Source organism: Promicromonospora sp. NPDC050880 (assembly GCF_044456525.1).
In the GTDB taxonomy this organism is placed as follows: Bacteria; Actinomycetota; Actinomycetes; order Actinomycetales; family Cellulomonadaceae; genus Promicromonospora.
The window spans coordinates 128,847-151,373 of record NZ_JBITFV010000013.1; the positions used below are offsets into that span (position 1 = coordinate 128,847).

The following is a 22,527-nucleotide window of genomic DNA, read 5'->3' on the forward strand; positions in this document are numbered from 1 at the left end:
GTCCGTAACCGCCGGTTCACGATGCAGTGGTTGGTTGGTGGCGCTCGTGCCGGGCTGCTCGCGCGACGGACACGCGCCCCCGGCTGCGGCGACGCCGCCGCACAAGACGTCCTGTACCAGGGCACGCCATCCCGGCCTCGGCCGGCTATTGCAGAAGGAGTCAGCGTGAGACCCAGCACGCTCCGGTCCCCGCGACCGCACCCCCGGTCCAGCGGCAGGGCCGCGGTCGCAGCGGCGCTCGCCGCGGCGCTCGCCCTGCCGGCGTCGGCGGCCTTCGCCGCGCCCACCGGCATCGAGGACGGCCCGGACTCCGGGCACGTCGTCATCAGCGAGGCATACCTCGTCGGCGGCAGCTCCGGCCAGCCGTACCGCAACAAGTTCGTGGAGCTCTACAACCCGACGGGCGAGCCCGTCAGCGTCGACGGCTGGTCGGTCCAGTACAAGTCCGCGACCGGCGCCTCGTTCTCCGGCATCACCCCGCTGAGCGGCACCATCGCCGCCGGCGGCCACTACCTGGTGCAGGGCGCCTCGAACGCTGCCAACGGCGACGCGCTCCCCACGCCGGACGCCGTCGGCGGCCTCAACCCGAGCGGCACGGCCGGCGTCATCGCGCTCGCGTCGCAGGCCACCGCGGTCGCGCCCGCCAAGGGCGCGGTGCCCGCCGAGGGCGCCGCGGGCGTCGTCGACCTGCTCGGTTACGGCACCGCCGACACGTTCGAGACCGCCCAGGCGCCTGCCGGCCAGGGCACCGGTGTGGTGGGCTCGCTGGAGCGCACGGGCGACGCGGGTGACAACTCCGCGGACTTCGTGTTCGGCACCGAGGTGACCCCCGCCAACAGCGAGGGCACCGAGCCCGAGCCGGAGCCGTCCGAGCCGACCGAGCCCGGCGAGGTGACCCCGATCGCCGAGATCCAGGGCACCGGCGCCGCCTCGCCGCTCGTGGGCCAGACGGTGACCACCCGTGGCGTCGTCACCGCCGTCTACGCGACCGGCGGGTTCAACGGCCTGTACCTGCAGACCGCGGGCACCGGTGGCGGCGAGGACCCGACGCCGGGCGCGTCGGACGCCGTCTTCGTGTTCTCCGCCGCGGCCGCCGCCGACCTCTCGGCGGGCGACCACGTGGAGGTCACCGGCACCGTCTCGGAGTTCAACGGCCTCACGGAGCTCACGCCGCCCGCAGGCAGCTGGACCGTGCTGGACGAGCCGGCGACGGTCGAGCCGACGGTCACTGCCTGGCCCGCCGACGAGGCCGGCCGCGAGGCGCTCGAGGGCATGCTGCTCGCGCCCGAGGGCGACTTCACGGTGACGGACAACTACGACACCAACTACTACGGCACGATCGGCCTCGCGTCGGGCGACAGCCCGCTGGTGCAGCCGACCACGGCGGGCCGGCCGGGTTCGGCGGAGTACGACGCGCAGGTCGCGGACAACGCGGCGCGCGGCGTGCTGCTCGACGACGGCTCGTCCCTCAACTACAACTCGACCGCCAACAAGTCGAAGCCCCTGCCCTACCTGACCGGCGGCGAGCCGCTGCGGGTGGGCGCCGGCGTCACGTTCACCACGCCGGTGATCCTCGACTACCGGTACGACGCGTGGGGCTTCCAGCCGCTGGCGCACCTGACGCCGGACGTCGCCTCGACCGTGCAGCCGGCCACGTTCGAGAACACGCGCGAGGACGCGCCCGCCGAGGTGGGCGGTGACCTGCAGGTCGCCACGTTCAACGTGCTGAACTACTTCACCACCACGGGCGACGAGCTTGCGGGCTGCACCTACTACACCGACCGGGACGGCGACCCCGTCACGGTCTCGGGCGGCTGCGACGCCCGCGGCGCGGCCGAGGAGGAGGACCTGCAGCGCCAGCAGACCAAGATCGTCGCGGCGATCTCGGCGCTGGACGCCGACGTGGTGGCCCTGCTGGAGATCGAGAACACGGCGGCGCTCGGTGGCGACCGCGATCAGGCGCTGTCCGACCTGGTGGACGCCCTGAACGCGGCCGAGGGCGCCGGCACGTGGGCCTACGCGGCCTCCCCGGCCGAGGTGCCCGAGGCCGAGGACGTCATCCGCAACGCCTTCATCTACCGCACCGCGACGGCGGAGCCGGTGGGCGACTCGACGATCCTGGTGGGCGACGAGGCGTTCGGCAACGCCCGCCAGCCGCTCGCCCAGACGTTCCAGCCTGCGGGTGGTGCCACCGACGCCGAGGACGACGTCGTCGTGATCGCCAACCACTTCAAGTCGAAGGGTTCGGCCGGCCCCTGGCCGGGCGACGCGGACCAGGGCGACGGCCAGGGCGCCTCGAACGAGTCCCGCACGCGCCAGGCGACCTCGCTCGCGGCGTTCGCGCAGGAGCGGGCCACCGCGGCCGGCACCGACAAGGTGCTGCTGCTCGGCGACTTCAACGCCTACGAGCAGGAGGACCCGATCCAGGTCCTCACCGACGCCGGCTACACGGACCTCGGCCCGACCACCGGCGAGTACACGTACAACTTCGACGGCATGGTCGGCTCGCTCGACCACGTGCTGGCCTCCCCGGCCGCCGCTGAGGTCGTGACGGGCACCGACGTCTGGAACATCAACGCGTACGAGCCCGTCGCGAACGAGTACAGCCGGTACAACTACAACGCGACCATCCTCTACGACGAGACGCCGTTCCGGTCCTCCGACCACGACCCGGTCCTGGTGGGCCTGGACCTCGCGGGCACGACCACGGAGCCCGGGTCGGTCGACCTGGACCTCGTGGCCATCAACGACTTCCACGGCCGCATCGACGCGAACACCGTCGCCTTCGCGGGCACCGTGGAGCAGCTGCGGGCGCAGAACCCCGAGGGCACCGCGTTCGTCTCGGCGGGCGACAACATCGGCGCGTCGCTGTTCGCCTCCGCGCTGCAGCAGGACCAGCCCACGCTCGACGTGCTCAACGCGCTCGGCCTGAAGACCTCCGCGGTCGGCAACCACGAGTTCGACCAGGGCATGGCGGACCTCACCGGCCGCGTCACCGACGCCGCCGACTGGGACTACCTCGGGGCCAACGTCTACGACGAGGCCACGGGCGAATCCGCTCTGCCCGAGTACCAGGTGGTCCCGGTCAACGGGGTCGACGTCGGGTTCGTCGGCGTGGTCACGCAGGAGACCCCCACGCTCGTCACCCCGTCGGGCATCGAGGGCCTCGAGTTCGGCGACCCGGTGGAGGCGCTCAACCGCGTCACCGACGAGCTGCTGGACGGCGACACCGCCAACGGTGAGGCGGACGTGGTGGTCGCCCTCGCGCACGACGGCGCGAGCGCGGGCACCCCGGACGGCGCCACGCTGGAGGAGGAGATCGCCGCCGGCGGTCCGTTCGCCGACCTGGTGCAGCAGACCGACCCGCGCGTCGCGGCCATCTTCACCGGCCACACGCACAAGCAGTACGCGTGGGACGCCCCGGTCCCGGGTGCCGAGGGCGAGACCCGTCCGATCATCCAGACCGGCAACTACGGCGAGTTCCTGGGCCACGTCTCGCTCACGGTGGACACGGAGTCGTTCGACGTCACCGACTACACCGTCGAGAACGTCGCACGCACGACCACCCCCGCCGCCGAGCTGATCGCCACCTATCCGGCGGTCGCCGAGGTCGACTCGATCGTGGACGCGGCGCTGGCCGAGGCGGAGCAGATCGGCGCCCAGCCGATCGGCGAGGTCACCGCAGACGTCACCACGGCGTTCGCGGGCGGCTCGTACACCGACGGCGTCTACACCGGTGGCAACCGGGACGACCGCGCGTCGGAGTCCGCGCTCGGCAACCTCGTGGCCAACTCGCTGCGCGACTCGCTCGCGAGCGACGACCGCGGCGGCGCCGACATCGGCGTCGTCAACCCGGGTGGCCTGCGCAACGAGCTCTACTTCGGCGAGGACGGCGTGATCACCTACGCCGAGGCCAACGCCGTGCTGCCGTTCGTCAACAACCTGTGGACGATCACGCTGACCGGTGCACAGCTCGACACGCTGCTGGAGCAGCAGTGGCAGACGGACGTCAACGGGAACCGCCCGTCGCGCCCGTACCTGGCCCTCGGGCTGTCGGACAACGTCTCCTACACGACCACGACGGCGGACCCGAACGCCACCCCCGGTGACAACGTCTCGTCGATCACCATCGACGGCGTGCCGGTCGACCCGGCGGCGGAGTACCGCATCGCGACGTTCTCGTTCCTGATCTCGGGCGGTGACAACTTCCGGGCCTTCACCGACGGCACGGACGGCCGCGACTCGGGCCTGGTCGACCGTGACGCCTGGATCGAGTACATCAAGGCCTCCTCGCCGATCACCCCGAGCTTCGCCCGCACCCGCGCGGTGACGCCCGCGCTGCCCGGCACGGTCGAGGCGGGTGCGGCGACCGACGTCAGCCTGTCGGGCCTGGACCTGACGTCGCTCGGCGCGCCGCGCAACACGACCACCGAGACCTTCCTGGTCCCGGAGGGTGGCGCGGTCGCGGACGGCGTCTCCCTGGGCACCGGCACGGTGACCGAGGGGGCGACGTCGGCGTCGGTCACGATCCCGGCCGGCACGGCCGCGGGGGAGTACCAGCTCCTGGTGCAGGCGGCTCCGTCGGGTACGACCGTGCGCCTTCCGGTGACCGTCGAGGCGGGGGCTCCCGAGGAGCCGGAGGCGCCTGCCTGGGTCCCGTGGAAGCTCTACTGGTGGGGTGACACCGTGTCCTACCGGGGCGAGGTGTACGAGGCGACCCGCCCGACCATCCTCCAGATCCCGGGCGTGGGCAAGCGCAGCCCCTGGAAGCTGATCAGCTGACCCACCCTTGCCGAGGCAGAACGCCCGGGGGGGGGGGCCCGGGCCCCCCCCGGGGCCCCCCCCCCCGGGGGGGGCGCGGCGGGGGGGGGGGGGGCCCCCGGGGGGGGGGGGGGGGGGGGGGGGGTGGGGGCCCCCCCCCCCCCCCCCCCCCCCCCCCCCCCCCCCCCCCGCCGGGGGGGGCCCCCGCGCCCCCCCCGGCCCCCCCCCCCCCCCGGCGTTCTGCCTCTGCGGTTCTCTCTCGGCAAGCGTGGGCGCGTAGTCTGGGGGCGTGAGTGAGTCCCAGGCATCCCAGGAGTCCGCCGACGACGTGGAGGTGCGCGCCGTCATCGACCCGGCCACCGTGCGTCGGGCGCCCCGGTACAAGGCCTTCTTCTGGACGGGCGCGCTGGTGGGGCTGGTCCTCGGGCTCGCGCTGTCGCTCTACCTCGTGAACTCGCCCTCGGGCGCGGCGATGATGAAGCCCGGCGTGTACGTCACGGTGCTGACGAGCTTCGTCACGATGACGACCACTCTCCTGGCCGGCCTGTTCGCCGTGATCGCGGACCGCCGGAGCCTGCGCGGCCGCTGACGCGGAGGTCACATCCGGGGCTGGTCGCCCGGTTCCGGTCGCATGGGATACTCGGAACATGCCTCTGCGCGGAGATGGCCGACTCAACCACGACCTCATGCCCGGCGAGAAGGGCCCCCAGGACGCATGTGGCGTCTTCGGGGTCTGGGCACCCGGCGAGGAGGTCGCCAAGCTCGCGTACTTCGGTCTGTACGCCCTCCAGCACCGCGGACAGGAGTCCGCGGGCATCGCCACCAGCAACGGTGAGCAGATCCTGGTCTACAAGGACATGGGGCTCGTGTCCCAGGTCTTCGACGAGACCGCTCTCAACGCACTGACCGGTCACATCGCCGTCGGGCACTGCCGGTACTCCACCACCGGTGGCGTCACCTGGGAGAACGCCCAGCCCACGCTGGGGCCGACGGCGTCCGGCACCGTGGCCCTGGGCCACAACGGCAACCTCACCAACTCCGCCGAGCTGGTGAACCTGGTGGCGGAGCGGTACGGCGCGCAGCGCCGTGGCGAGCTCGCCCGGGGCAACACCACGGACACGGCCCTGATCACCGCTCTGCTGGCCGGTGACGCCGACCGCACGCTGGAGGCGACGGCACTCGAGGTGCTGCCCCGCCTGCGCGGTGCGTTCTCCCTCGTGTTCATGGACGAGAACACCCTCTACGCCGCCCGTGACCCGCAGGGCGTCCGCCCGCTGGTGCTCGGTCGCCTCGACCGTGGCTGGGTGGTCGCGAGCGAGACGCCGGCCCTGGACATCGTGGGCGCCTCCTACGTGCGCGACGTCGAGCCCGGCGAGCTCATCTGCATCGACGCCGACGGCATGCGCTCGGCGCGCTTCGCCGAGGCCGAGCGGGCCGCGTGCGTCTTCGAGTACGTCTACCTGGCGCGGCCGGACAACACCCTCAACGGGCGGTCGGTCCACGCGGCGCGCGTCGAGATGGGGCGTCAGCTGGCACGCGAGCACCCCGTCGAGGCCGACCTCGTGATCCCGACGCCGGAGTCGGGCACGCCGGCAGCCGTCGGTTACGCGGCGGAGTCGGGTATCCCGTTCGGTCAGGGCCTCACGAAGAACGCGTACGTGGGCCGCACGTTCATCCAGCCGTCCGACACGCTGCGCCAGCTCGGCATCCGCCTGAAGCTCAACCCGCTGCGCGAGGTCATCAAGGGCAAGCGCCTGGTGGTCGTGGACGACTCGATCGTGCGCGGCAACACCCAGCGCGCGCTGATCCGCATGCTGCGGGAGGCGGGCGCCGCCGAGGTCCACGTGCGCATCTCGTCCCCGCCGGTCAAGTGGCCCTGCTTCTACGGCATCGACTTCGCCTCCCGGGCCGAACTGATCGCCAACGGGCTCGCCGTCGAGGAGATCGGGCAGTCGCTCGGCGCCGACAGCCTCGGCTACATCAGCACCGAGGGCATGATCGCGGCGACCGAGCAGCCCAGCTCGCAGCTCTGCGCCGCGTGCTTCACCGGCAAGTACCCGATCGAGCTGCCCCCGGACGACCAGCTCGGCAAGCACCTGCTGGAGCAGGCCGAGCTGCCGCTCGGCCCGCCCGAGGACGGGCTCCGGCAGCTCGCCGTGAGCACCGGTGGCGCGACCGCGCTCGACCACCCGTGACCACGACCACCACCCGAACGACGCAGGAGCACCAGTGACTTCCGAAGGCCTGACGTACGCCGCCGCCGGCGTGGACACCGAGGCGGGCGACAAGGCCGTCGAGCTCATGAAGGACGCCGTGCGCCGCACGCAGGGTCCGGCCGTGCTCGGCGGCGTGGGTGGCTTCGCCGGCCTCTACGACCTTACGGCCTTCAAGGACTACCGCGCACCGCTGCTGGCGACGTCCACGGACGGCGTGGGCACCAAGGTGGCGATCGCGCAGGCGCTCGACAAGCACGACACGATCGGGTTCGACCTGGTGGGCATGGTGGTCGACGACATCGTCGTGATGGGCGCCAAGCCGCTGTTCATGACGGACTACATCGCCACCGGCAAGGTGGTGCCCGAGCGGATCGCCGACATCGTGCGCGGTATCGCTCAGGCGTGCGAGGTGGCCGGTACCGCGCTCGTGGGCGGCGAGACGGCCGAGCACCCCGGCCTCCTGGCGCCGGACGAGTACGACGTCGCCGGAGCCGCCACGGGCATCGTCGAGGCCGACAGCGTGCTCGGCCCGGACCGCGTGCGTCCCGGCGACGTGCTGATCGCGATGGGGTCGAGCGGCCTGCACTCCAACGGGTACTCGCTGGTGCGTGCCGTGATCAAGCACGCGGGCTGGTCCCTGGACCGGCACGTGGACGAGCTCGGGCGCACCCTCGGCGAGGAGCTGCTGGAGCCCACGCGGGTCTACGCCTCCGACTGCCTGGCCCTGGCCGCGGACGACGCGGCGCAGGTGCACGCCTACACGCACATCACGGGCGGCGGCCTCGCGGCCAACCTCGCGCGCGTGCTCCCCGCGGGACTCGTGGCGACGGTGGACCGCGCGTCCTGGGACGTGCCGGCCGTGTTCCGCATGGTCCGCGAACTCGGCGGAGTGCCGAACCGCGACCTGGAGAACACGCTCAACCTGGGCGTGGGCATGGTCGCGGTCGTGGGCGCAGACGGCGTCGACGCGGCACTCGCCCGGCTCGCCGCGCTAGGTGTTCCCGCGTGGACGCTCGGAAGCGTGGAGACGCTCGACACCGCCACCGAGCACGAGGACCTGGTCGCAGGGACCAAGGGCGTGTCCGGGGGTGCGGTCAGGCTGGTGAACGACTACCGCGGCTGAGGCGGTGGCGCTGCTCGGTCGATGACCGGGCGCGGGGCCGGCGCGAAGGCGCCGGCACCCTCAGCGCGTGTTGCCGTCTTGCTCTGCCCAGTCGGAATACCTGTTGTCGTACTCCTCGTCCTCCGGGGAGTCCCACCGCGACTCTGTCGCCACGTCCGTGTGGGAGTCCCCGCTGAGCTCCTGCTCGAGGGCGTGATAATTGGTCTCCGGGCTGTAGTACTTCAGCGCGCGAGCAACCTTGGTCTGCTTTGCCTTCTGACGGCCGCGGCCCATGGCTCCGACCCCCTCAACGTAGGAGCGGGGCGGCACCGTGCATGGACGTGCGGCCCCGTAGCGTTTCGTCTGTCCAGGTTCCAACGTTACATGCTGGTACGGCGTTTCTTCCAGTCCGTGGACGTGATTCGTCCCATCCCCCGGTGTGACATTCGGATCGTCCGGGGTGCCCCGGCGTCCGCGCCGCACTCGGTGGTGTTGGTCATGTCTTTGTCGTTGACATGCTGTTCGATGACTGAACGCACCGGCTAGTTCCGGGCCGGTCATGTCTCTGCTCGGGCATCTCTTGTGCGCCGTGGGACATGCTGCCGTTCGCGCTTTGCCGACTGCGGGAGAGTGGCCGGATGTGTGCAGAAGATGCCCGTGACGCGAGGGCTCGGTGACGGCGGATCGCGCGGTCGGCGTGTCGCACGTGTCCCAGACTCGCCCGAAACGGGCGCGCGTGGCGCGCAGTGGGGAAAGTGAGGAAATAAACCCCGTCCCCAAGTCGCCTAAATCCCGTTTGCTGCTAACAATGGTGCAAGAGCGGGTGTCGTCAACCGCCTGGTACGGCCAGGCCGGCACCGTTCCGGAGGAGGTGCGGGGATGTCCATCCACGGAGAATCCGAGGTCCTGCTCACGCCTGCCGAGGTAGCGAGCTTGTTCCGTGTTGACCCCAAGACAGTAACGCGTTGGGCAAAAGCGGGAAAGCTCTCGTCGATCCGGACACTTGGCGGTCACCGCCGCTACAAGGAGTCCGAGGTTCGGGCGCTGCTCGGTGCGGCAGCGGACAGCTCGGGCGACTCCGACAACTAAGTCGGACGTCGTTGACGGATTGGTCGGCAGGTAGGACGAAGGCGCGCCGGGTGCTGCCCCCCAGCTCAGCCCCGCGCGCGCCTGAGCACGACTGTCACAGCGACCGCTGTACCGAGGGCCACCAGACCGATGGTGGCCCCGATCAGGATCTTGGCGTTGCGGGCCCGGCGCGGATCGTGCGCCGGGCCGTTCTTGTCGCCGAAGGAGCCGGACAGCATGGCTCCGGCGTCGTTCGCGGCCTGCTTGGCGTCGTGCGCGATGCGTGACGCCTGGTAACCAGGGCTCAGCCGGGTGGTCAGCTCGTCCACGGCTGCGGCGAGGTCCGCGCGGGTGCGGAGCACCTCGTCCTTGAGCTCGCTGCTGCTGGGCGGTGTGCTGTTCGAAGCGCTCATCGGCCCATCCCCTCCTTGATCGCCGTGATGTCGTCCTGCACGCGCTGGATGCTCTCGGGCTTGGTGGTGCCCTTCTTCAGGAGCTGGACGCCCACGAGGGCGAGCACGATCGTCACGAGCACCATGAAGCCGCCGATGGCGAGGGCGGACAGCCAGAGCGGCCAGACCGTCCCCAAGCCGTACACGGCCGCCAGGAGCAGCACTCCGACGGCGTAGGCCAGGATCAGGAGCCCGACGACGAGCAGCCCGATACCGATGCCGGACTTCATCGCCTTCTCGGTCAGCTCTGCCTTGGCGAGCGCGATCTCCGCGCGGACAAGGCGGGTCGCCTGCTCGGAGATCTGCTCCACGAGCTTTCCCAGGGAGGCCGGCCGCTCAGGTCCTGGCGTGCTGCCTGCGGCTCCCGTGTGGCTGTCGACCTTCGCGTCCTCGATCATCTGCCCTCCCGTGCCCCGGCATCGGTGTGCGCCGTTGAAGACAACTCAACAGGTCAAGTGCGGACGGGGCAATTCCTGGCGCGGCGCGCCTTCCCGGAAAAGCATGAAGGTAAACGCGCGCCAATCCCCCAAGTGCTGGAAGGAATTATCTCAGAACTGCCTGAGAACAGTGTTGACGCGGGGTCCGCACGGCAACTCCTCGCGGAGGGTCGCGTTTCAGGAGCGGTGCCCCGGACCCGTGCGCCGATACGGCTCCGGAGTAGGTTGCGGCCATGTCGATCGATCAGGTCCAGGACTATTGCGACTGGTGCATGGGGCCGTTGTCGGCGGAGTCCCGGGCGCGGTCACGCTGGCTCGGTCTGTCGACCGAACATGCGTGGGCGTGCTCCACCTGCCTCCGGACGGGTGACTACCGAGTCCCTCCGGACGGTTGGGATGGTCCGGTAGGGGAGTGGCTGGCCGCCGACCAGTACGTACTTGGTCCGGACGATGTCGAAGCGGTCGTCAACGCGCTCCGCGAGATCCTCGACGGCCCGAACGCTGTACCCGACGCCGACTTCCAGCTGCGGATCGGGGTCTCACGCGCGGACGCCCGACAAACTCTCCGGCGCTTCTCGGGCTCGGCGTGAGCCACGGGGACGGCCGCTGCCGGGGCCTGCGTCGGGTGTGGACGGCGACGGGCCGGACGGAGCCGTTCGCTCGTCGAATCGCTGACCGGTCAGCGCGACCCGCGACACGAAGAAAATGAAGAACCCCCGGATCCACGTGGTTCCGGGGGTTCTTTGCTGTGGCTCCGACCGGCGTCGATCCGGTGACCTTTCGATTTTCAGTCGAACGCTCTACCAACTGAGCTACAGAGCCCTAGCGCGAACGCCCGGATAGTCGAGACCGACGATCCGGGCGCCTCTCGCGCGACCCTGACGGGACTTGAACCCGCGACCTCCGCCGTGACAGGGCGGCGCGCTAACCAACTGCGCTACAGGGCCTTGGTACTGCTGAACGCTTCCCGCGTCCGGGGGGCTCGTTTCGAACCGTGAGGATCCTAACCCACCGCGGGGCCGAATCTGAAATCAGAACCCGACTCCGCCGTGATGACCTGCCTCACAGCGGTCGAGACGTGGCTCTGGCGAGCCCCTTCGTACCCCCAACGGGATTCGAACCCGTGCTACCGCCGTGAAAGGGCGGGGTCCTAGGCCGCTAGACGATGGGGGCTGGAACGCGGCAAGTCTACAGGCGCTCGGCGGTCTCGCCGCACCTCGTGCAGGGTGCGTCCCGTCGTGTCCGCCGGGTGGCGCCGTCGGGGATGATGGGGGCGTGGTGGAGATGACGCGCGAGGACTTCGAGGCCGCTGTCAGCGACGGTCTGGACCTGGTCCCGGCCGACCTCGCGGCGCAGATGGACAACGTGGTGGTGCTGGTCGAGGACGACGCCCCCGCGGACGATCCCGAGCTGCTGGGCCTCTACGAGGGCGTACCGCTCACGGAGCGTGACCACATGTGGGCGGCGGGCGCGCTGCCCGACCGCATCACCATCTTCCGGAACCCGACCCTCGCGATCTGTGACACGCGCGAGGACGTCGTCGAGGAGGTGGCCGTGACGGTGGTCCACGAGATCGCGCACCACTTCGGGATCGACGACGCGCGCCTGCACGAGCTGGGCTGGGGCTGACCGCTCGGACGTGCACAGGAGCGCCTGCCCGGCCGGACGGCCGGGCAGGCGCTCCTGTGGTGCCCGCGCCGGGTCAGTACGTGGTGCCGTACTCCCAGTGCCAGGCCTCCGGCTTGCTGCCGCCGGCCTGGGCCCAGGCCGGGTGCTCCCAGCCGTACCTGCCGGCGTTGGCGACCATCCAGGCGTGCTCGGCGCTGCCGAACGACTCGATGCCGCCCGACAGGTCGACGGCCTGGCCGAAGCCGTGGTTGGACGTACCCGGCACGGCGGCCAGGGCGCCCCGGCTCGCCGCGACCGCCACCTGCTCCGCGTAGGAGCGGTAGCCGTCGGTGATGGCCAGGTTGCGGCCGAACGCCGCGCGGAACGCGCCGTTCAGGTCCTCGAGAGCCGCGGCGGCGTCGCACCGGAGCTGTTCGCCCGGGGCCCAGCTCAGCCCGCAGAGGACGTCCGCCGGGATCTGACCGTTGCCGTAGCTCTTCGCGGCCTCGGCCATCGCCTTCGCCTTCGCGGCGGCCTCGGCCGCCGCACGTTCCGCGGCCCGGGCCGCCTTGGCGGCACGGCGCTCCTCGGCCGCCTTCTTCGCGGCGGCGATCTCCTCGGGCGTGGGGCCCGCCTTGACCGACACGACGGCGTCGGCGTCGGTACGGGCGATGAGCCGCTGCAGCGACGTGGTCACCTTCTCGATCCGCGCGGCCGACGGGGCCGCCGCGGCCTGGGCCGCGGGAGCCTCGGCCTCCACGGCATCCGTCTCGGCGGGAGCGGTCGTCTCGCCGAGCGAGGTGCCGACCGGCTCGCCGACGGCGTCGGCGAGCGGGGTGTCGAGGATCGGGAGGCCCGTGACGTCCTGGTCGGCCAGGGGCGCGGCACCGGTGGTCGTGCCGGCCAGGTTGGTGGGCTCGGTGGCGTCCGCCCCGGCGTCGGCTTGCGCCGTGCCGGACCTGGCCTCGTCCACCGCGTCGTCAGGACGCTCCGCGGAGGCGTCCGCCGCCCGCTCGGCGAGCGACGTGCGCTCGGTGCTGCGTGAGGCCGCGACCGGGCGTGCCGTGGAGGCGGCGGGAGTCTCGCGGGCCTGGTCCACCATGGCCCGCAGGTCCTGGGCGGCGGACCGGACCTGCTTGCGCTCCTTCGCCGAGAGGTCACCCTCGCGGGTCACGTAGGCGGCGTCCGTCAGGACGGCGTCCGCCTTGCTGGCGGCGGAGCGGACCTCGGGGTCGGCGGCTGCCGCGCTGGGCTGCACGGTCGGCTCCGCGGCGGGTGCGGCGGCGGGGGCGCCGCCGCCGTTCCCGGTGAAGCTGACCGCCGCGGTGGTGGTCAGAGCCACCGAGGTGAGCGCGGCGGCGATCGCGAAGGAGGAGCGGCGGACGACGGGGTGCGCGGGGTGCGCAGCCACCGTCGTGTGCGCCCTGTGCGCGCCCGGGCGTCGTGTGCGACGGGGGACGAGCCGGTGATCGCGCGTCAAGGGCGCACCTGACGCTCGGGGACAGGGACAGGACGCGCCTGGGGCGCGACGGGGTTCTGCGTCTGGGGCACGCGGATTCCGTTCTCGCGGCCGGGCGCGGGCGGCACCGTGAGGGTCAGGGGGGTCCCTCGGACGGACGGCGTCGCGCGCACCGGCTGCTGTCAGGCCACGTCGCGCGTCCGGCGCGGTCATGGCGGTTGCCGCACGAAACCAGGCGCATGAGGCCCAGGGGGGTGGTTCCGTGCGGCAACGATTCAATATTGAACGACCGTCCAAGAGTTATGTAACCCCCGAACCAGAGGCATGCCTCACAAAAACTGCGGGCAGATGGTGGTGCAGACGTGAAGGGCCGACAACCCGGGGTGTGCGCGCTCACATTGATGGGTTCCGAGCCATGCGTGACACTTCAGGGCATGGCCCATCACGAACAGGCCGCGAACGGATCCGTGCCCACCCCTGCCGGACAACCCGTGACCGTGTCCATCCACCGCGTCGTCCATCCCGATCACGTTCCCGAGGTCACCAGCTGGGTGCAGTCGGGCGTCAACCTCGCCAACCGCTGGGACGGTTTCCTCGGCTCGGGCTGGATCCGCGCCGCCGAGGGCTCTCGCGACTGGCACATGCTCTACCGCTTCGCCGACGCCGACCGGCTCGCCGCCTGGGAGCGGTCCGCCGAACGCCGGGACTGGCTGGCGCAGGGCACAGGGCTCGTCGAGGAGCTGCGCTACCAGCAGCGCACGGGCATCGAGGGCTGGTTCGACGACCCCAGCCGGACCGACGAGCCGGCCGACGTGGCCGCCGTCGTGGTACCGCCCCGGTGGAAGCAGGCGACGAGCATCTGGCTCGGGTTCTTCCCGGTGAACCTCTTGTTCACCGCACTGTTCACCTACCTGGTACCCGGCTGGGACGGCGTGCCGCTGGTGCTCAGGGTGCTGATCTCGACCCTGGTCCTGACGCCGATCATGGCGTACTGGGTGCTGCCGTGGGTCACCCGCCGTCTGCACGGCTGGTTGCACGCCACGTAGCGGTCAGGCGCGCCCCAGCGCCGGGTGCCGGGCCGGTGCGGCCGCGACCCGGCGGCGGCGCAGCGGGATGCCGCCGCGCCCCGCCACCGGGGCGGCCGGCGCCTGCTCCCCGCGGCCTGCGAGCCAGCCGGCGAGACGCTCGGGGCGGTCCGTGATCACGGCGTCGACGCCCGCGCCGCCGTCGGCGGCGACGAGCGTCGTCCAGGCTGCCGGGTCGTTCGCCGTCCAGGCCATCACGCGCAGGCCGGCCGCGTGCAGGCGGGACACGAGTCGCGGGCTGCCCGCGACCGTCGCGACCGACGGGTTGCAGGTCACCACCCGCAGTCGTTCGCACAGGCGCAGCAGGCCGGGCGGGTCGAACGAGACGAGCAGGCCGCCGGGCAGGTGCGGGGCCACGTCGCGCACCGTCGCGACCGTGCCCGGCCAGAAGCTCTGCACGAGCACCCGCTCGTCGAACCCCCTGGCGGCCACGGTGGCTGCGACCTGCTCGACCTGCCCGGCGGCCCACGAGCCCTTGAGCTCCAGCAGCAGGTCCGTCTCCGGGTGCCGGGCCAGCACGCCCAGCACGTCGTCGAGCGTGGGCACGCGCTGCCCGGCGAACGCCGGCGCGAACCGGGCACCGGCGTCGAGCGCGAGCACCTCCGCCGAGGTCAGGGCAGCGACCTTGCCGGTGCCGTCCGTGGTCGCGTCGACGGTCTCGTCGTGGATCACCGCGCCGACACCGTCCGCGGTGGGTTGCAGGTCGATCTCGACGGCATCCACGCCGGCGCGGCACGCGGCCTCGATGGCGGCGAGCGTGTTCTGCGGCGCCACCGCGGAGTAGCCGCGGTGGGCGATGACGGCGGGGCGGGCGACGGTCATGCTGACCTCCGGTCTGCGGTTCTGTCTCCACGCTAGGCCCGCCGCAGGACGCCGTCACAGGCCCGCCGGCTGAGTTCCGGGAGTGTTCCAGGACCGTTCACCGGCCGGTCCCGGGACCGTCGTGTCGGTCACCCGGGCGATACCCACCGGATGCGCGGATTCCCAGCGCCGGGTGGTTTCATGTGCGGCATGGTCCGACCTGCCCGTGCCCTCGGGATCGCCGCCGTCACCGCGACGCTCCTCCTGCTCACCGCCTGCTCCGCCGACGACGGGGCGGACGCCGGAGCGAGCGCGTCGCCGTCGGGCGGCGCGAGCGCCACGGCGCCCGAGCCGACGGGCCGGGACGCGCCCCTGGATGTGAACCAGGCGTGCGCCGCCATGTACGTGCACGGCGACCCGACGCTGGAGTCGCGCATCGGTACCGCCCTCGTCGGGGCGAGCGACGGCCTCGACGGCACGTCGGCGGACCAGATGCACGCCCTCGCGGTCGAGCTCGGGCGGCTCGGGACCCGTGTGCCCGACGAGTTCCAGGGGCCCGTCGAGAAGATCCGGGTCCCGTTCCTGCAGCTCCAGGAAGGGCTGGACCTCGGCACGGAACCGGAGATCGAGCTCGACGTCGCCTCGACGGTCGAGGGCCTCAAGGAGTACGAGGCTCTCTGCTGAGCCCTCTGCGCAGGCGCCTGCCGGTCAGCCGAAGATGCCCTGACCGGGCGTCAGCACACGCCGCGGGTCGTAGCGGTCCTTGGCCTGGCGTACGAGAGGCCAGCGGTCACCGTAGTGGGCGCGCCAGTCGGCGGTGCTCAGGTGCAGGGCGTTCACCGGGTACTGCGTGCCGCCCGCGGCGCGGACGCGGGCGTACAGCGCGTCGTTGGCCGCGATGAGCCGCTCGGCCTCGGCGTCGTCGGGCGGGCTGACCGCGCGCAGGAGCGCCAGGAGGAAGAACACGGGACCCTCGGGGACCATCACCTGGGGCCGGGTGATCAGGGTGCGGTCGGTCGGGTACAGCAGCGCGACGCCGCCGGCGTCCGCCGGGGTGAGGGTGGTCAGGAGCTCCGTGACGATCTCGTCCGTGGCGGAGTCGGGCACGAGCAGGTTCAGCCACGGGCCGGGCAGCCGGAGCGCCTCGATCTGCTCCACGGTCTCGTAGATGCGGTTCAGCCACTCGAAGTAGGGCACGTCCACGACGTCGATGCCCGACGGCGTGAGGCCCGCCAGCAGCGTGTCGTCGTCGGGCGGCTCGGTCGTGAACCAGGCGCCGGCCTCCAGGACGAAGGCGAAGTCGTCGTCGTCCGTGGGGACGAACTGACCCTCCAGGTAGTCGAAACGGCCGTCGGCCAGGACGGTGCGCTGCGCCGCCGTCAGGTCCGTGACCTGCGGGTACGTCAGCGTGTAGACCCGTGCCGAGGTGGGGGCGAGCCGGAGCCCGACGGTCGCGCGGACGATGACGGCGAACTGCCCCAGGCCGCCCAGCACGGCCTCGAAGAGGTCACGTTCCGCGTCGGCCGAGCAGGTGACGAGCCGTCCGTCGCCCGTGACGACGTCGAGCTCCAGGGTGTTGTCGACCAGCAGCCCGAAGTGCTGCGAGGCGCCCCCGATGCCGCCGACGCTGAGCGTGCCGCCCACGGACAGGCCGAGGTAGTCGGTGCTGACGGGCGGCGCGACGCCGTCGGCCAGAGCGGTGCGGACGAGGTCGAGCCACTGCACGCCGGCGTCGACCACCGCGTGGTCGGGAGTGATCTCGTGGATGGTGGCGAGCGTGCGGGAGTCGATCACGACGCCGCCGTCGGCCTGTGCCTGGCCGTACGTGGAGTGGCCCTGGCCGCGGACCGCGACCGTGAGCCCGTGCTCGTTCGCGAAGCGGACGACGGTCACGACGTCGTCCACGGAGCCCGGTCGCAGTACGGCGCGGGGCAGCCGGTGGGCGAGGTGGCCGTAGTCGGTGGCCGCCTCGGTGAGCGACGCCTCGTCCGTGACGAGCTCACCGTCGAGGTGGGGGATCCGGATGGCCCCGGTGTTCTCGGGGAGCGTGGTGAGCCAGCGGGAGGTGGCCGGGTCGAAAGCGACGACGGCGGCGCCTGCCAGGAAGGTTCGGCGGTCAAGCTGTGCCATGGGTACCCCTCAGCGTCGTGTCGGGCGACCACGGTACCGGTAGGGGTGCTGAGGATGGTGCTCTTTCCGTGGATGTGATGTTCCGGTGATCCGTCATATCCTGGGCCCTTTTCCGGCTTAACCGGACAAACGCCCTTGAGATCACCCGGTCTGGCGGGTCAGGAGGCCGCCCGGCCGAGCAGCGAGAGCAGCGCGGTGGCCGCGCCGTCCTGGTCGATCGTGCCCGTGACCCGGTCGGCGGCGGCGCGGACCCGGTCGGGGGCGTGACCCATGGCGACCGAGGTCGTCGCCCACGCCAGCATCTCCAGGTCGTTCTCGCCGTCGCCCAGCGCCGCGGTCGCGTCGTCCTGGACGCCGAGAGCGGCGCGGACCTTCTCCAGAGCGCTCGCCTTCGACAGGGCCGGCGGGGTCACGTCCACCCAGTCGGGCCGCGTCGCGATGGCGGTCAGGCCCAGCTCGCGCAGGGCGGGGACCAGCGTGTGGGCCTCCGGTGCGTGCAGGGCCAGGCGCGGCGTCGACTCCGCCCACAGGTCCAGGAGCGCGGGGACCTGGTGCTGCTCACCGTTGAGCTCACCCTCGGGGAACGGGTGGTTCACGCGGTAGCCGATGCCGACGATCTCGGTGGCGATCAGGATGCCGGGCACCGCTGCCACGGCGTGGCGCACCACGGTCTCCGGCTCGATGGCGTGCAGGTCCGTGACCTCGTAGTCGGCGCCGACCAGGTGGGCGGTGACCGCGCCGTTCGATGCGACGATCCAGGCGTCCGGCAGCCCGAGCTGCACCGCGACGGGCAGCGCCCCGACCAGCGAGCGTCCGGTGGCCAGCACGAGATGCTGCCCGGCTGCCAGGACCTGGGCGACGGCGGAGCGTACGGCCGCCGAGACGGGGTGTCCTGTGCGCAGCAGCGTGCCGTCGATGTCGCACGCGATCAGCGTCGGGCCGGCGAGGTCGAGGTGCTGTGCGCTCGGCCGCGGCGTCGCTGACGTCATGGGACAGGAGGGTAGTGGCACGGAGCGGGTGGCGGGGAACGGGTGCTCGCCGTGCCGCACGGGATTCTCGCCGGACCGTTCTCGCCCCGCCTCGTGCCCGGCGGGGGATTTTCCGCGCCCCGGGCTGGGATCCGGTCGCCGGAGGCGTCATCATGGGCGCATGCTCTCCAGTGCAGGCAGGTCCGGTACGGACACCGCCGACGACCAGGCCGAGGACGGTGGGCGCGTGCCCGCCGACGACGGAACCGGCCTCGGGCCGTTCGAAGGCCTGGAGCGCGAGATCCGCCTGCTGATCCGCCGGGCGCAGTCGTCCGGCGCGTCGATCGCCCGGCGCGTGCATCCCGAGCTCGACGCCAGTGCCTACCCGCTGCTGGCGCACATCGCCGAACGGCCGGGCACCCGCGGCTCGGACCTCGCGTCGTTCTTCGGCGTGGGGCGGGCCACCGTGTCCCGGCAGCTCAGCCGTCTGGTCGAGCTGGGTCTCGTCGAACGCACCGTGGACCCGGAGGACAGCCGCGGCCAGCTCATCACGCTGACGCCCGACGGCGCGGCCCGGTTCGACCGGGCGCGCGCCAGCCGCGTCGCCATGCTGGAGGGTGCGCTGGCCACCTGGGAGCCGGAGGAGGTCGCGCAGCTGGCCAGGCTCCTCGGCCGCTACTCGACGGACATCGTGGCCTGGAAGCAGAACGGGCACTGAGCCGGCGCGTGCGCCGTCAGTGCCCGCTCCGCGGTCAGTGCTCCTCGAACGTGAGGCTGACGGAGTTCATGCAGTAGCGGTCGCCCGTCGGCGTCTGCGGCGCGTCGTCGAAGACGTGGCCGAGGTGGGAGCCGCAGGTCGCGCAGCGCACCTCGGTGCGCACCATGCCGTGGGAGCGGTCCTCGATCAGCTCGACCGAGTCGCCCGCGAGCGGGCTGTAGAACGACGGCCAGCCGCAGTGGGAGTCGAACTTGGTGTCGGAGCGGAACAGCTCGGCGTCGCAGGCACGACACCGGTAGATGCCGGTGCGCTTCTCGTCGAGCAGCTCGCCCGTCCACGCCCGCTCCGTACCCGCCTGGCGCAGCACCGCGTACTCCTGACGCGAGAGCTGCTCGCGCCACTCCTGGTCGGACTTCGAAATCTTGTAGGTCATCTCGACACCTCCGCACAGAGCAACTGCCCGCCGGCCGCGGGTGTTCCAGTTCTTACGAAAGCGTCAGACCCTCAGGTCACCAGGGTGACCTGAGGGTCTGACACGCCGAGCGGGATCAGTTCGCGGCGGAGGCGTTCGGGTTGCCGGCACCGCGTCCGCGCCCGCCCCGGCGGCGACGACGGCGAGGTGCGCCGTCCGCCCGCGCGGCCTGGTCGCCCCCGCTGCCCGACGCCGGACGCGCGACGCCGCGCTGCCCGCCGGCCTGACCGCCGCCCTGGGCACGCGTCTGGCCCTGACGGCCGCCGCCGCCCTGACCGGTGCCCGCGCCGCCCTGTCGTCCCGACCGCGACCGGCCGCCGCCCTGCTTGGGGGCGCCCTGCCGGCCCTGCTGCTGCGGGGCCGGCGGCACGTACTCCACGTACGGCGCGACCTCGCCGACCAGGCCGCTCACGGTCGCGTCGCCGGGGGCGACGTCCTGCGGGCGGGCGGTGATCTTCGCGCGGCGGGTCAGGTCTCGTACGTCACCGCGCTCCTCGGGCAGCATGATGGTGACGACATCGCCGCCGGAGCCGGCGCGCGCCGTCCGCCCGGAGCGGTGCAGGTACGCCTTGTGCTCGGCGGGCGGGTCCACGTGCACCACGAGCTCGACGTCGTCCACGTGGATGCCGCGTGCGGCGATGTCCGTCGCGACCAGCACCTTGACGGCGCCCGACGAGAACGCGGCGAGGTTGCGCTCGCGCGCGCCCTGCCCGAGGTTGCCGTGCAGGTCCACGGCGGGCACGCCCGCGACGGTGAGCTGCTTGGCGAGCTTCTTGGCCTGGTGCTTGGTCCGCGTGAACAGCACGCGCCGGCCCGTGCCCTGCGCGAGCTGGTGCACCACGTCCTTCTTCGCCTCCTTGTCGGCGACGGCGAGGATGTGGTGCGTCATCTGCGGCGGCGGGGCGGCGGCCTCGTCCACGGAGTGCGTGACGGGCTGGTGCAGGTAGCGCTTGACCAGCACGTCCACGCCGTTGTCGAGCGTGGCGGAGAACAGCAGGCGCTGCGTACGGGCGCCGGTCCGGTCGAGGATGCGCTTCACGCCCGGCAGGAAGCCGAGGTCGGCCATGTGGTCGGCCTCGTCCAGCACGGTGATCTCGACGTCGTCGAGCGTCAGGTGCCGCTGGCCGAGCAGGTCCTCCAGGCGGCCGGGGCAGGCGATGACGATGTCGACGCCGGCGTTCAGGGCGGTCACCTGACGTGACTGCGCGACTCCGCCGAAGATGGTGGTGGTCTTCAGGCCGAGGGCCTGGGCCAGCGGCGCGACCGTCTCGTCGATCTGGTTGGCGAGCTCGCGCGTCGGCGCGAGGACCAGGGCGCGGGGGCGCCCGGCGACCCGGCGGGGCTGCCCCGCCGCGGCGGCGCGGGCGCTCGACGTCGCGAGGCGCGTCACGACCGGCAGCGCGAAGGCGAGCGTCTTGCCGGAGCCGGTGCGGCCGCGGCCGAGCACGTCCCGCCCGGCGAGGGAGTCCGGCAGCGATGCCGTCTGGATGGGGAACGGCGTGGTGATGCCGCGGTCCGTCAGGACGCTCACGACAGGAGCGGGCAGACCGAGGTCGGCAAAGGTGGTCAAAGAGATGGGCCTCTCGGGCTCGGTGGCGGCGCGACTCGCGCCGGTGGTCCGCCGTGCTCACACCGGGCGGCGGGTTCTCACCCGGGCCGGGGCCACGACGGCAGGCGGCTGGAGCCGCCCACGGCCACCCACTATCTCACGCCCCTGTGACACCCGGCTGCGGCGAACGTCACGTTCGGTGTGGTTCTATGTGCCGCATGATTCCCGCAGCGACCAGCACGGCCGGACCGTTCGCCGCCATCGGCGACGTGCTCGGCACCATCTGGACCAACGCGGTCACCCCGGTGGAGCCGCCGTCGAACGCGACGGTGCTCGCCATGTGCGCGATCGCGCTGGTCGTCGTCCTGTTCCGGCCCCTGTGGCACGTGACGCGGCACGTCATCACCATCGCCCACGAGGCCTCCCACGGCCTCGGCGCGCTGCTCACCGGGCGCAAGCTCGAGGGCATCCGCCTGCATTCCGACACCTCGGGCCTCACCGTCTCGCGGGGCAAGCCCCGGGGGCCGGGCATGGTCATCACGGCGTTCGCCGGTTACGTGGGGCCGGGCATCATCGGGCTCGGGGCCGCGTGGCTGCTGCGGCAGGGGTACGCCGTCGGGCTCCTGTGGCTGCTGGTGGTGCTCCTCGCGCTGCTGCTCCTGCAGATCCGCAACTGGTTCGGCCTGTGGTCGATCCTGGTCAGCGGCACGGCCCTCGTGTTCGTGACGTGGTTCCTGGAGCCGCCGGTGCAGAGCTCCGTGGCGTACGCCGTGACCTGGTTCCTGCTCCTGGGCGCGGTGCGCCCGGTGTTCGAGCTGCAGGTGCAGCGTTCGCGCGGGCACGCCCGCACGTCGGACGCCGACATGCTCGCCCGCCTGACCGGGGTGCCCGGCCTGTTCTGGGTCACGATGTTCCTGCTCGTCACGCTGGGTGCCCTGGTGCTGGGCGGTTCCTGGATCCTGGGCGTGGCGCTCTGACGCGTCCGGCAGCACGGCACGCACGACGAGGCCCCGGGACCGCCAGGTACGGCGGGCCCGGGGCCTCGTCGGTGTGCGTGGCGCCGCGCGGGCGCCGGTGTGTCACGCCGAGGGCGTGAGCACGAAGCCCGGGCCCTCGGCACGGGGGTCGGTGTCCAGGGTCAGCGCCTCGAGAGCGGGTGCCGCCTGGGCCTCGACGAACACGTTGGTGGAACCGGAAGCGTCGACGACCTGGTCGTCGGGCTGCGGTGCCGGAACCAGCGCGAGCTCGAAGTTGCCCGGCTGTCCGGACGCCTGCGCGATGCGCAGCCCGCCCTCGACCGGCACACCCGCCTGCTGGGCGAGATCCTGGACGGCCGTACGAGCGTTGTCAGTCACGGTGAGCACGATGAGCTCCTCACATTGGTTCTCCGCGGACCCGTCCACCGAACCAAGCCCACTCCGTCACCGCAAGCGTGAGACGCGTTTCACCCGATATCTCCCGCTGGGTGAGACAGCGCGTGACAGCGGCCGGAAGAAGCCGTACGGTGCCCCGCTCGACGGACCTCGACGAGGCTGCCGGGCCTGACCGGTAGGCTTGCTGATCGCGCCGCAGTGTGCGCGGGCCTCTAGCTCAACTGGCAGAGCAGCGGACTTTTAATCCGCGGGTTCCGGGTTCGATCCCCGGGGGGCCCACCGTGTCTGACCTGGTCATTTGAGGATTTCTTGACCATCGATCCGACTG

General features: G+C 72.2%; 21 protein-coding genes and 4 tRNA genes. 12 read left to right on the top strand and 13 right to left on the bottom strand.

The window, feature by feature from the left end:
• Positions 1–165: 165 nt before the first annotated feature.
• The 4 genes from ACIBBF_RS19490 (at position 166) to purM (ending at position 8,100) form a co-directional block, all read left to right on the top strand.
• The gene (locus ACIBBF_RS19490) at positions 166–4,782 is read left to right on the top strand and encodes an ExeM/NucH family extracellular endonuclease (protein ID WP_397416542.1); all 4,617 of its coding nucleotides are present in this window, start codon (positions 166–168) and stop codon (positions 4,780–4,782) included.
• 268 nt (positions 4,783–5,050) lie between these two features.
• On the top strand, positions 5,051–5,350 hold the full coding sequence (locus ACIBBF_RS19495) for a hypothetical protein (RefSeq protein WP_397416544.1): 300 nt from the start codon (positions 5,051–5,053) through the stop codon (positions 5,348–5,350).
• Between the two features lie 58 nt (positions 5,351–5,408).
• Positions 5,409–6,956, top strand: coding sequence for an amidophosphoribosyltransferase (gene purF, locus ACIBBF_RS19500; protein ID WP_397416547.1), 1,548 nt, complete (start codon positions 5,409–5,411; stop codon positions 6,954–6,956).
• 34 nt (positions 6,957–6,990) lie between these two features.
• Positions 6,991–8,100, top strand: a complete 1,110-nt coding sequence (gene purM, locus ACIBBF_RS19505) for a phosphoribosylformylglycinamidine cyclo-ligase (protein ID WP_397416549.1) — start codon at positions 6,991–6,993, stop codon at positions 8,098–8,100.
• 60 nt (positions 8,101–8,160) lie between these two features.
• Here the strand turns inward: purM and ACIBBF_RS19510 are convergent, their stop codons facing one another.
• Positions 8,161–8,373 carry a DUF3073 domain-containing protein gene (locus ACIBBF_RS19510; protein ID WP_397416551.1) on the bottom strand — a complete coding sequence of 71 codons (213 nt, stop codon included), beginning with the start codon at positions 8,371–8,373 and terminating at the stop codon, positions 8,161–8,163.
• 585 nt (positions 8,374–8,958) lie between these two features.
• Here ACIBBF_RS19510 and ACIBBF_RS19515 point away from each other — a divergent pair.
• Positions 8,959–9,168: a BldC family transcriptional regulator gene (locus ACIBBF_RS19515; RefSeq protein WP_108495333.1), complete on the top strand. Its 210-nt coding sequence runs from the start codon at positions 8,959–8,961 to the stop codon at positions 9,166–9,168.
• 65 nt (positions 9,169–9,233) lie between these two features.
• Here the strand turns inward: ACIBBF_RS19515 and ACIBBF_RS19520 are convergent, their stop codons facing one another.
• Together ACIBBF_RS19520 and ACIBBF_RS19525 are read right to left on the bottom strand one after the other, a co-directional pair.
• Positions 9,234–9,560 (bottom strand): DUF3618 domain-containing protein, encoded by a 327-nt coding sequence (locus ACIBBF_RS19520; RefSeq protein WP_397416555.1) that lies wholly within the window; start codon positions 9,558–9,560, stop codon positions 9,234–9,236.
• Positions 9,557–9,997: a phage holin family protein gene (locus ACIBBF_RS19525; protein ID WP_397416557.1), complete on the bottom strand. Its 441-nt coding sequence runs from the start codon at positions 9,995–9,997 to the stop codon at positions 9,557–9,559. The genes ACIBBF_RS19520 and ACIBBF_RS19525 overlap by 4 nt, the downstream gene beginning before the upstream one ends.
• 272 nt (positions 9,998–10,269) lie before the next feature.
• Here ACIBBF_RS19525 and ACIBBF_RS19530 point away from each other — a divergent pair, with 272 nt between their 5' ends.
• Complete coding sequence (locus ACIBBF_RS19530; protein ID WP_397416559.1) at positions 10,270–10,626, top strand: hypothetical protein; 357 nt, start codon at positions 10,270–10,272, stop codon at positions 10,624–10,626.
• 159 nt (positions 10,627–10,785) lie between these two features.
• On the opposite strand, the gene ACIBBF_RS19535 is transcribed toward ACIBBF_RS19530, so the two are convergent.
• The 3 genes from ACIBBF_RS19535 to ACIBBF_RS19545 all read right to left on the bottom strand — a co-directional run bounded on the left by ACIBBF_RS19535 (position 10,786) and on the right by ACIBBF_RS19545 (position 11,209).
• Positions 10,786–10,858 (bottom strand) — tRNA-Phe (locus tag ACIBBF_RS19535).
• Positions 10,859–10,909: 51 nt separating this feature from the next.
• Positions 10,910–10,983, bottom strand: a tRNA-Asp gene (locus ACIBBF_RS19540).
• Positions 10,984–11,136: 153 nt separating this feature from the next.
• Positions 11,137–11,209 (bottom strand) — tRNA-Glu (locus tag ACIBBF_RS19545).
• A gap of 111 nt (positions 11,210–11,320) precedes the next feature.
• Here ACIBBF_RS19545 and ACIBBF_RS19550 point away from each other — a divergent pair.
• Positions 11,321–11,665: a metallopeptidase family protein gene (locus tag ACIBBF_RS19550; RefSeq protein ID WP_397416594.1), complete on the top strand. Its 345-nt coding sequence runs from the start codon at positions 11,321–11,323 to the stop codon at positions 11,663–11,665.
• A gap of 73 nt (positions 11,666–11,738) precedes the next feature.
• Here ACIBBF_RS19550 and ACIBBF_RS19555 read toward each other — a convergent pair whose 3' ends face one another.
• On the bottom strand, positions 11,739–13,055 hold the full coding sequence (locus tag ACIBBF_RS19555; RefSeq protein ID WP_397416561.1) for a D-alanyl-D-alanine carboxypeptidase family protein: 1,317 nt from the start codon (positions 13,053–13,055) through the stop codon (positions 11,739–11,741).
• Between the two features lie 482 nt (positions 13,056–13,537).
• Between ACIBBF_RS19555 and ACIBBF_RS19560 the strand changes: the two genes are divergently transcribed.
• Positions 13,538–14,149, top strand: a complete 612-nt coding sequence (locus ACIBBF_RS19560; RefSeq protein ID WP_397416563.1) for an antibiotic biosynthesis monooxygenase — start codon at positions 13,538–13,540, stop codon at positions 14,147–14,149.
• Positions 14,150–14,152: 3 nt separating this feature from the next.
• On the opposite strand, the gene ACIBBF_RS19565 is transcribed toward ACIBBF_RS19560, so the two are convergent.
• The gene (locus tag ACIBBF_RS19565; RefSeq protein ID WP_397416565.1) at positions 14,153–15,010 is read right to left on the bottom strand and encodes a glycerophosphodiester phosphodiesterase; all 858 of its coding nucleotides are present in this window, start codon (positions 15,008–15,010) and stop codon (positions 14,153–14,155) included.
• 189 nt (positions 15,011–15,199) lie between these two features.
• Between ACIBBF_RS19565 and ACIBBF_RS19570 the strand changes: the two genes are divergently transcribed.
• A complete protein-coding gene (locus ACIBBF_RS19570; protein ID WP_397416568.1) occupies positions 15,200–15,673 on the top strand; it encodes a hypothetical protein in 474 nt (157 codons plus the stop codon).
• A 24-nt stretch (positions 15,674–15,697) separates the two neighbouring features.
• Here the strand turns inward: ACIBBF_RS19570 and ACIBBF_RS19575 are convergent, their stop codons facing one another.
• Together ACIBBF_RS19575 and ACIBBF_RS19580 are read right to left on the bottom strand one after the other, a co-directional pair.
• On the bottom strand, positions 15,698–17,119 hold the full coding sequence (locus ACIBBF_RS19575; protein ID WP_397416570.1) for an FAD-binding protein: 1,422 nt from the start codon (positions 17,117–17,119) through the stop codon (positions 15,698–15,700).
• A gap of 158 nt (positions 17,120–17,277) precedes the next feature.
• Positions 17,278–18,108, bottom strand: coding sequence for an HAD family hydrolase (locus ACIBBF_RS19580; RefSeq protein ID WP_397416572.1), 831 nt, complete (start codon positions 18,106–18,108; stop codon positions 17,278–17,280).
• A gap of 160 nt (positions 18,109–18,268) precedes the next feature.
• On the opposite strand from ACIBBF_RS19580, the gene ACIBBF_RS19585 reads away from it, so the two are divergent.
• Positions 18,269–18,805 (top strand): MarR family winged helix-turn-helix transcriptional regulator, encoded by a 537-nt coding sequence (locus tag ACIBBF_RS19585; protein ID WP_397416575.1) that lies wholly within the window; start codon positions 18,269–18,271, stop codon positions 18,803–18,805.
• 34 nt (positions 18,806–18,839) lie between these two features.
• Here ACIBBF_RS19585 and msrB read toward each other — a convergent pair whose 3' ends face one another.
• On the bottom strand, positions 18,840–19,238 hold the full coding sequence (gene msrB, locus ACIBBF_RS19590; protein WP_397416577.1) for a peptide-methionine (R)-S-oxide reductase MsrB: 399 nt from the start codon (positions 19,236–19,238) through the stop codon (positions 18,840–18,842).
• A 115-nt stretch (positions 19,239–19,353) separates the two neighbouring features.
• Positions 19,354–20,808 carry a DEAD/DEAH box helicase gene (locus ACIBBF_RS19595; RefSeq protein ID WP_397416579.1) on the bottom strand — a complete coding sequence of 485 codons (1,455 nt, stop codon included), beginning with the start codon at positions 20,806–20,808 and terminating at the stop codon, positions 19,354–19,356.
• Positions 20,809–21,035: 227 nt separating this feature from the next.
• Between ACIBBF_RS19595 and ACIBBF_RS19600 the strand changes: the two genes are divergently transcribed.
• Positions 21,036–21,803, top strand: coding sequence for a M50 family metallopeptidase (locus ACIBBF_RS19600; RefSeq protein WP_397416581.1), 768 nt, complete (start codon positions 21,036–21,038; stop codon positions 21,801–21,803).
• Positions 21,804–21,905: 102 nt separating this feature from the next.
• Here ACIBBF_RS19600 and ACIBBF_RS19605 read toward each other — a convergent pair whose 3' ends face one another.
• Positions 21,906–22,190, bottom strand: a complete 285-nt coding sequence (locus ACIBBF_RS19605) for an iron-sulfur cluster biosynthesis family protein (RefSeq protein ID WP_397416583.1) — start codon at positions 22,188–22,190, stop codon at positions 21,906–21,908.
• A gap of 215 nt (positions 22,191–22,405) precedes the next feature.
• Between ACIBBF_RS19605 and ACIBBF_RS19610 the strand changes: the two genes are divergently transcribed.
• Positions 22,406–22,478: transfer RNA gene (locus ACIBBF_RS19610), tRNA-Lys, on the top strand.
• The last annotated feature ends 49 nt before the right edge of the window (positions 22,479–22,527 follow it).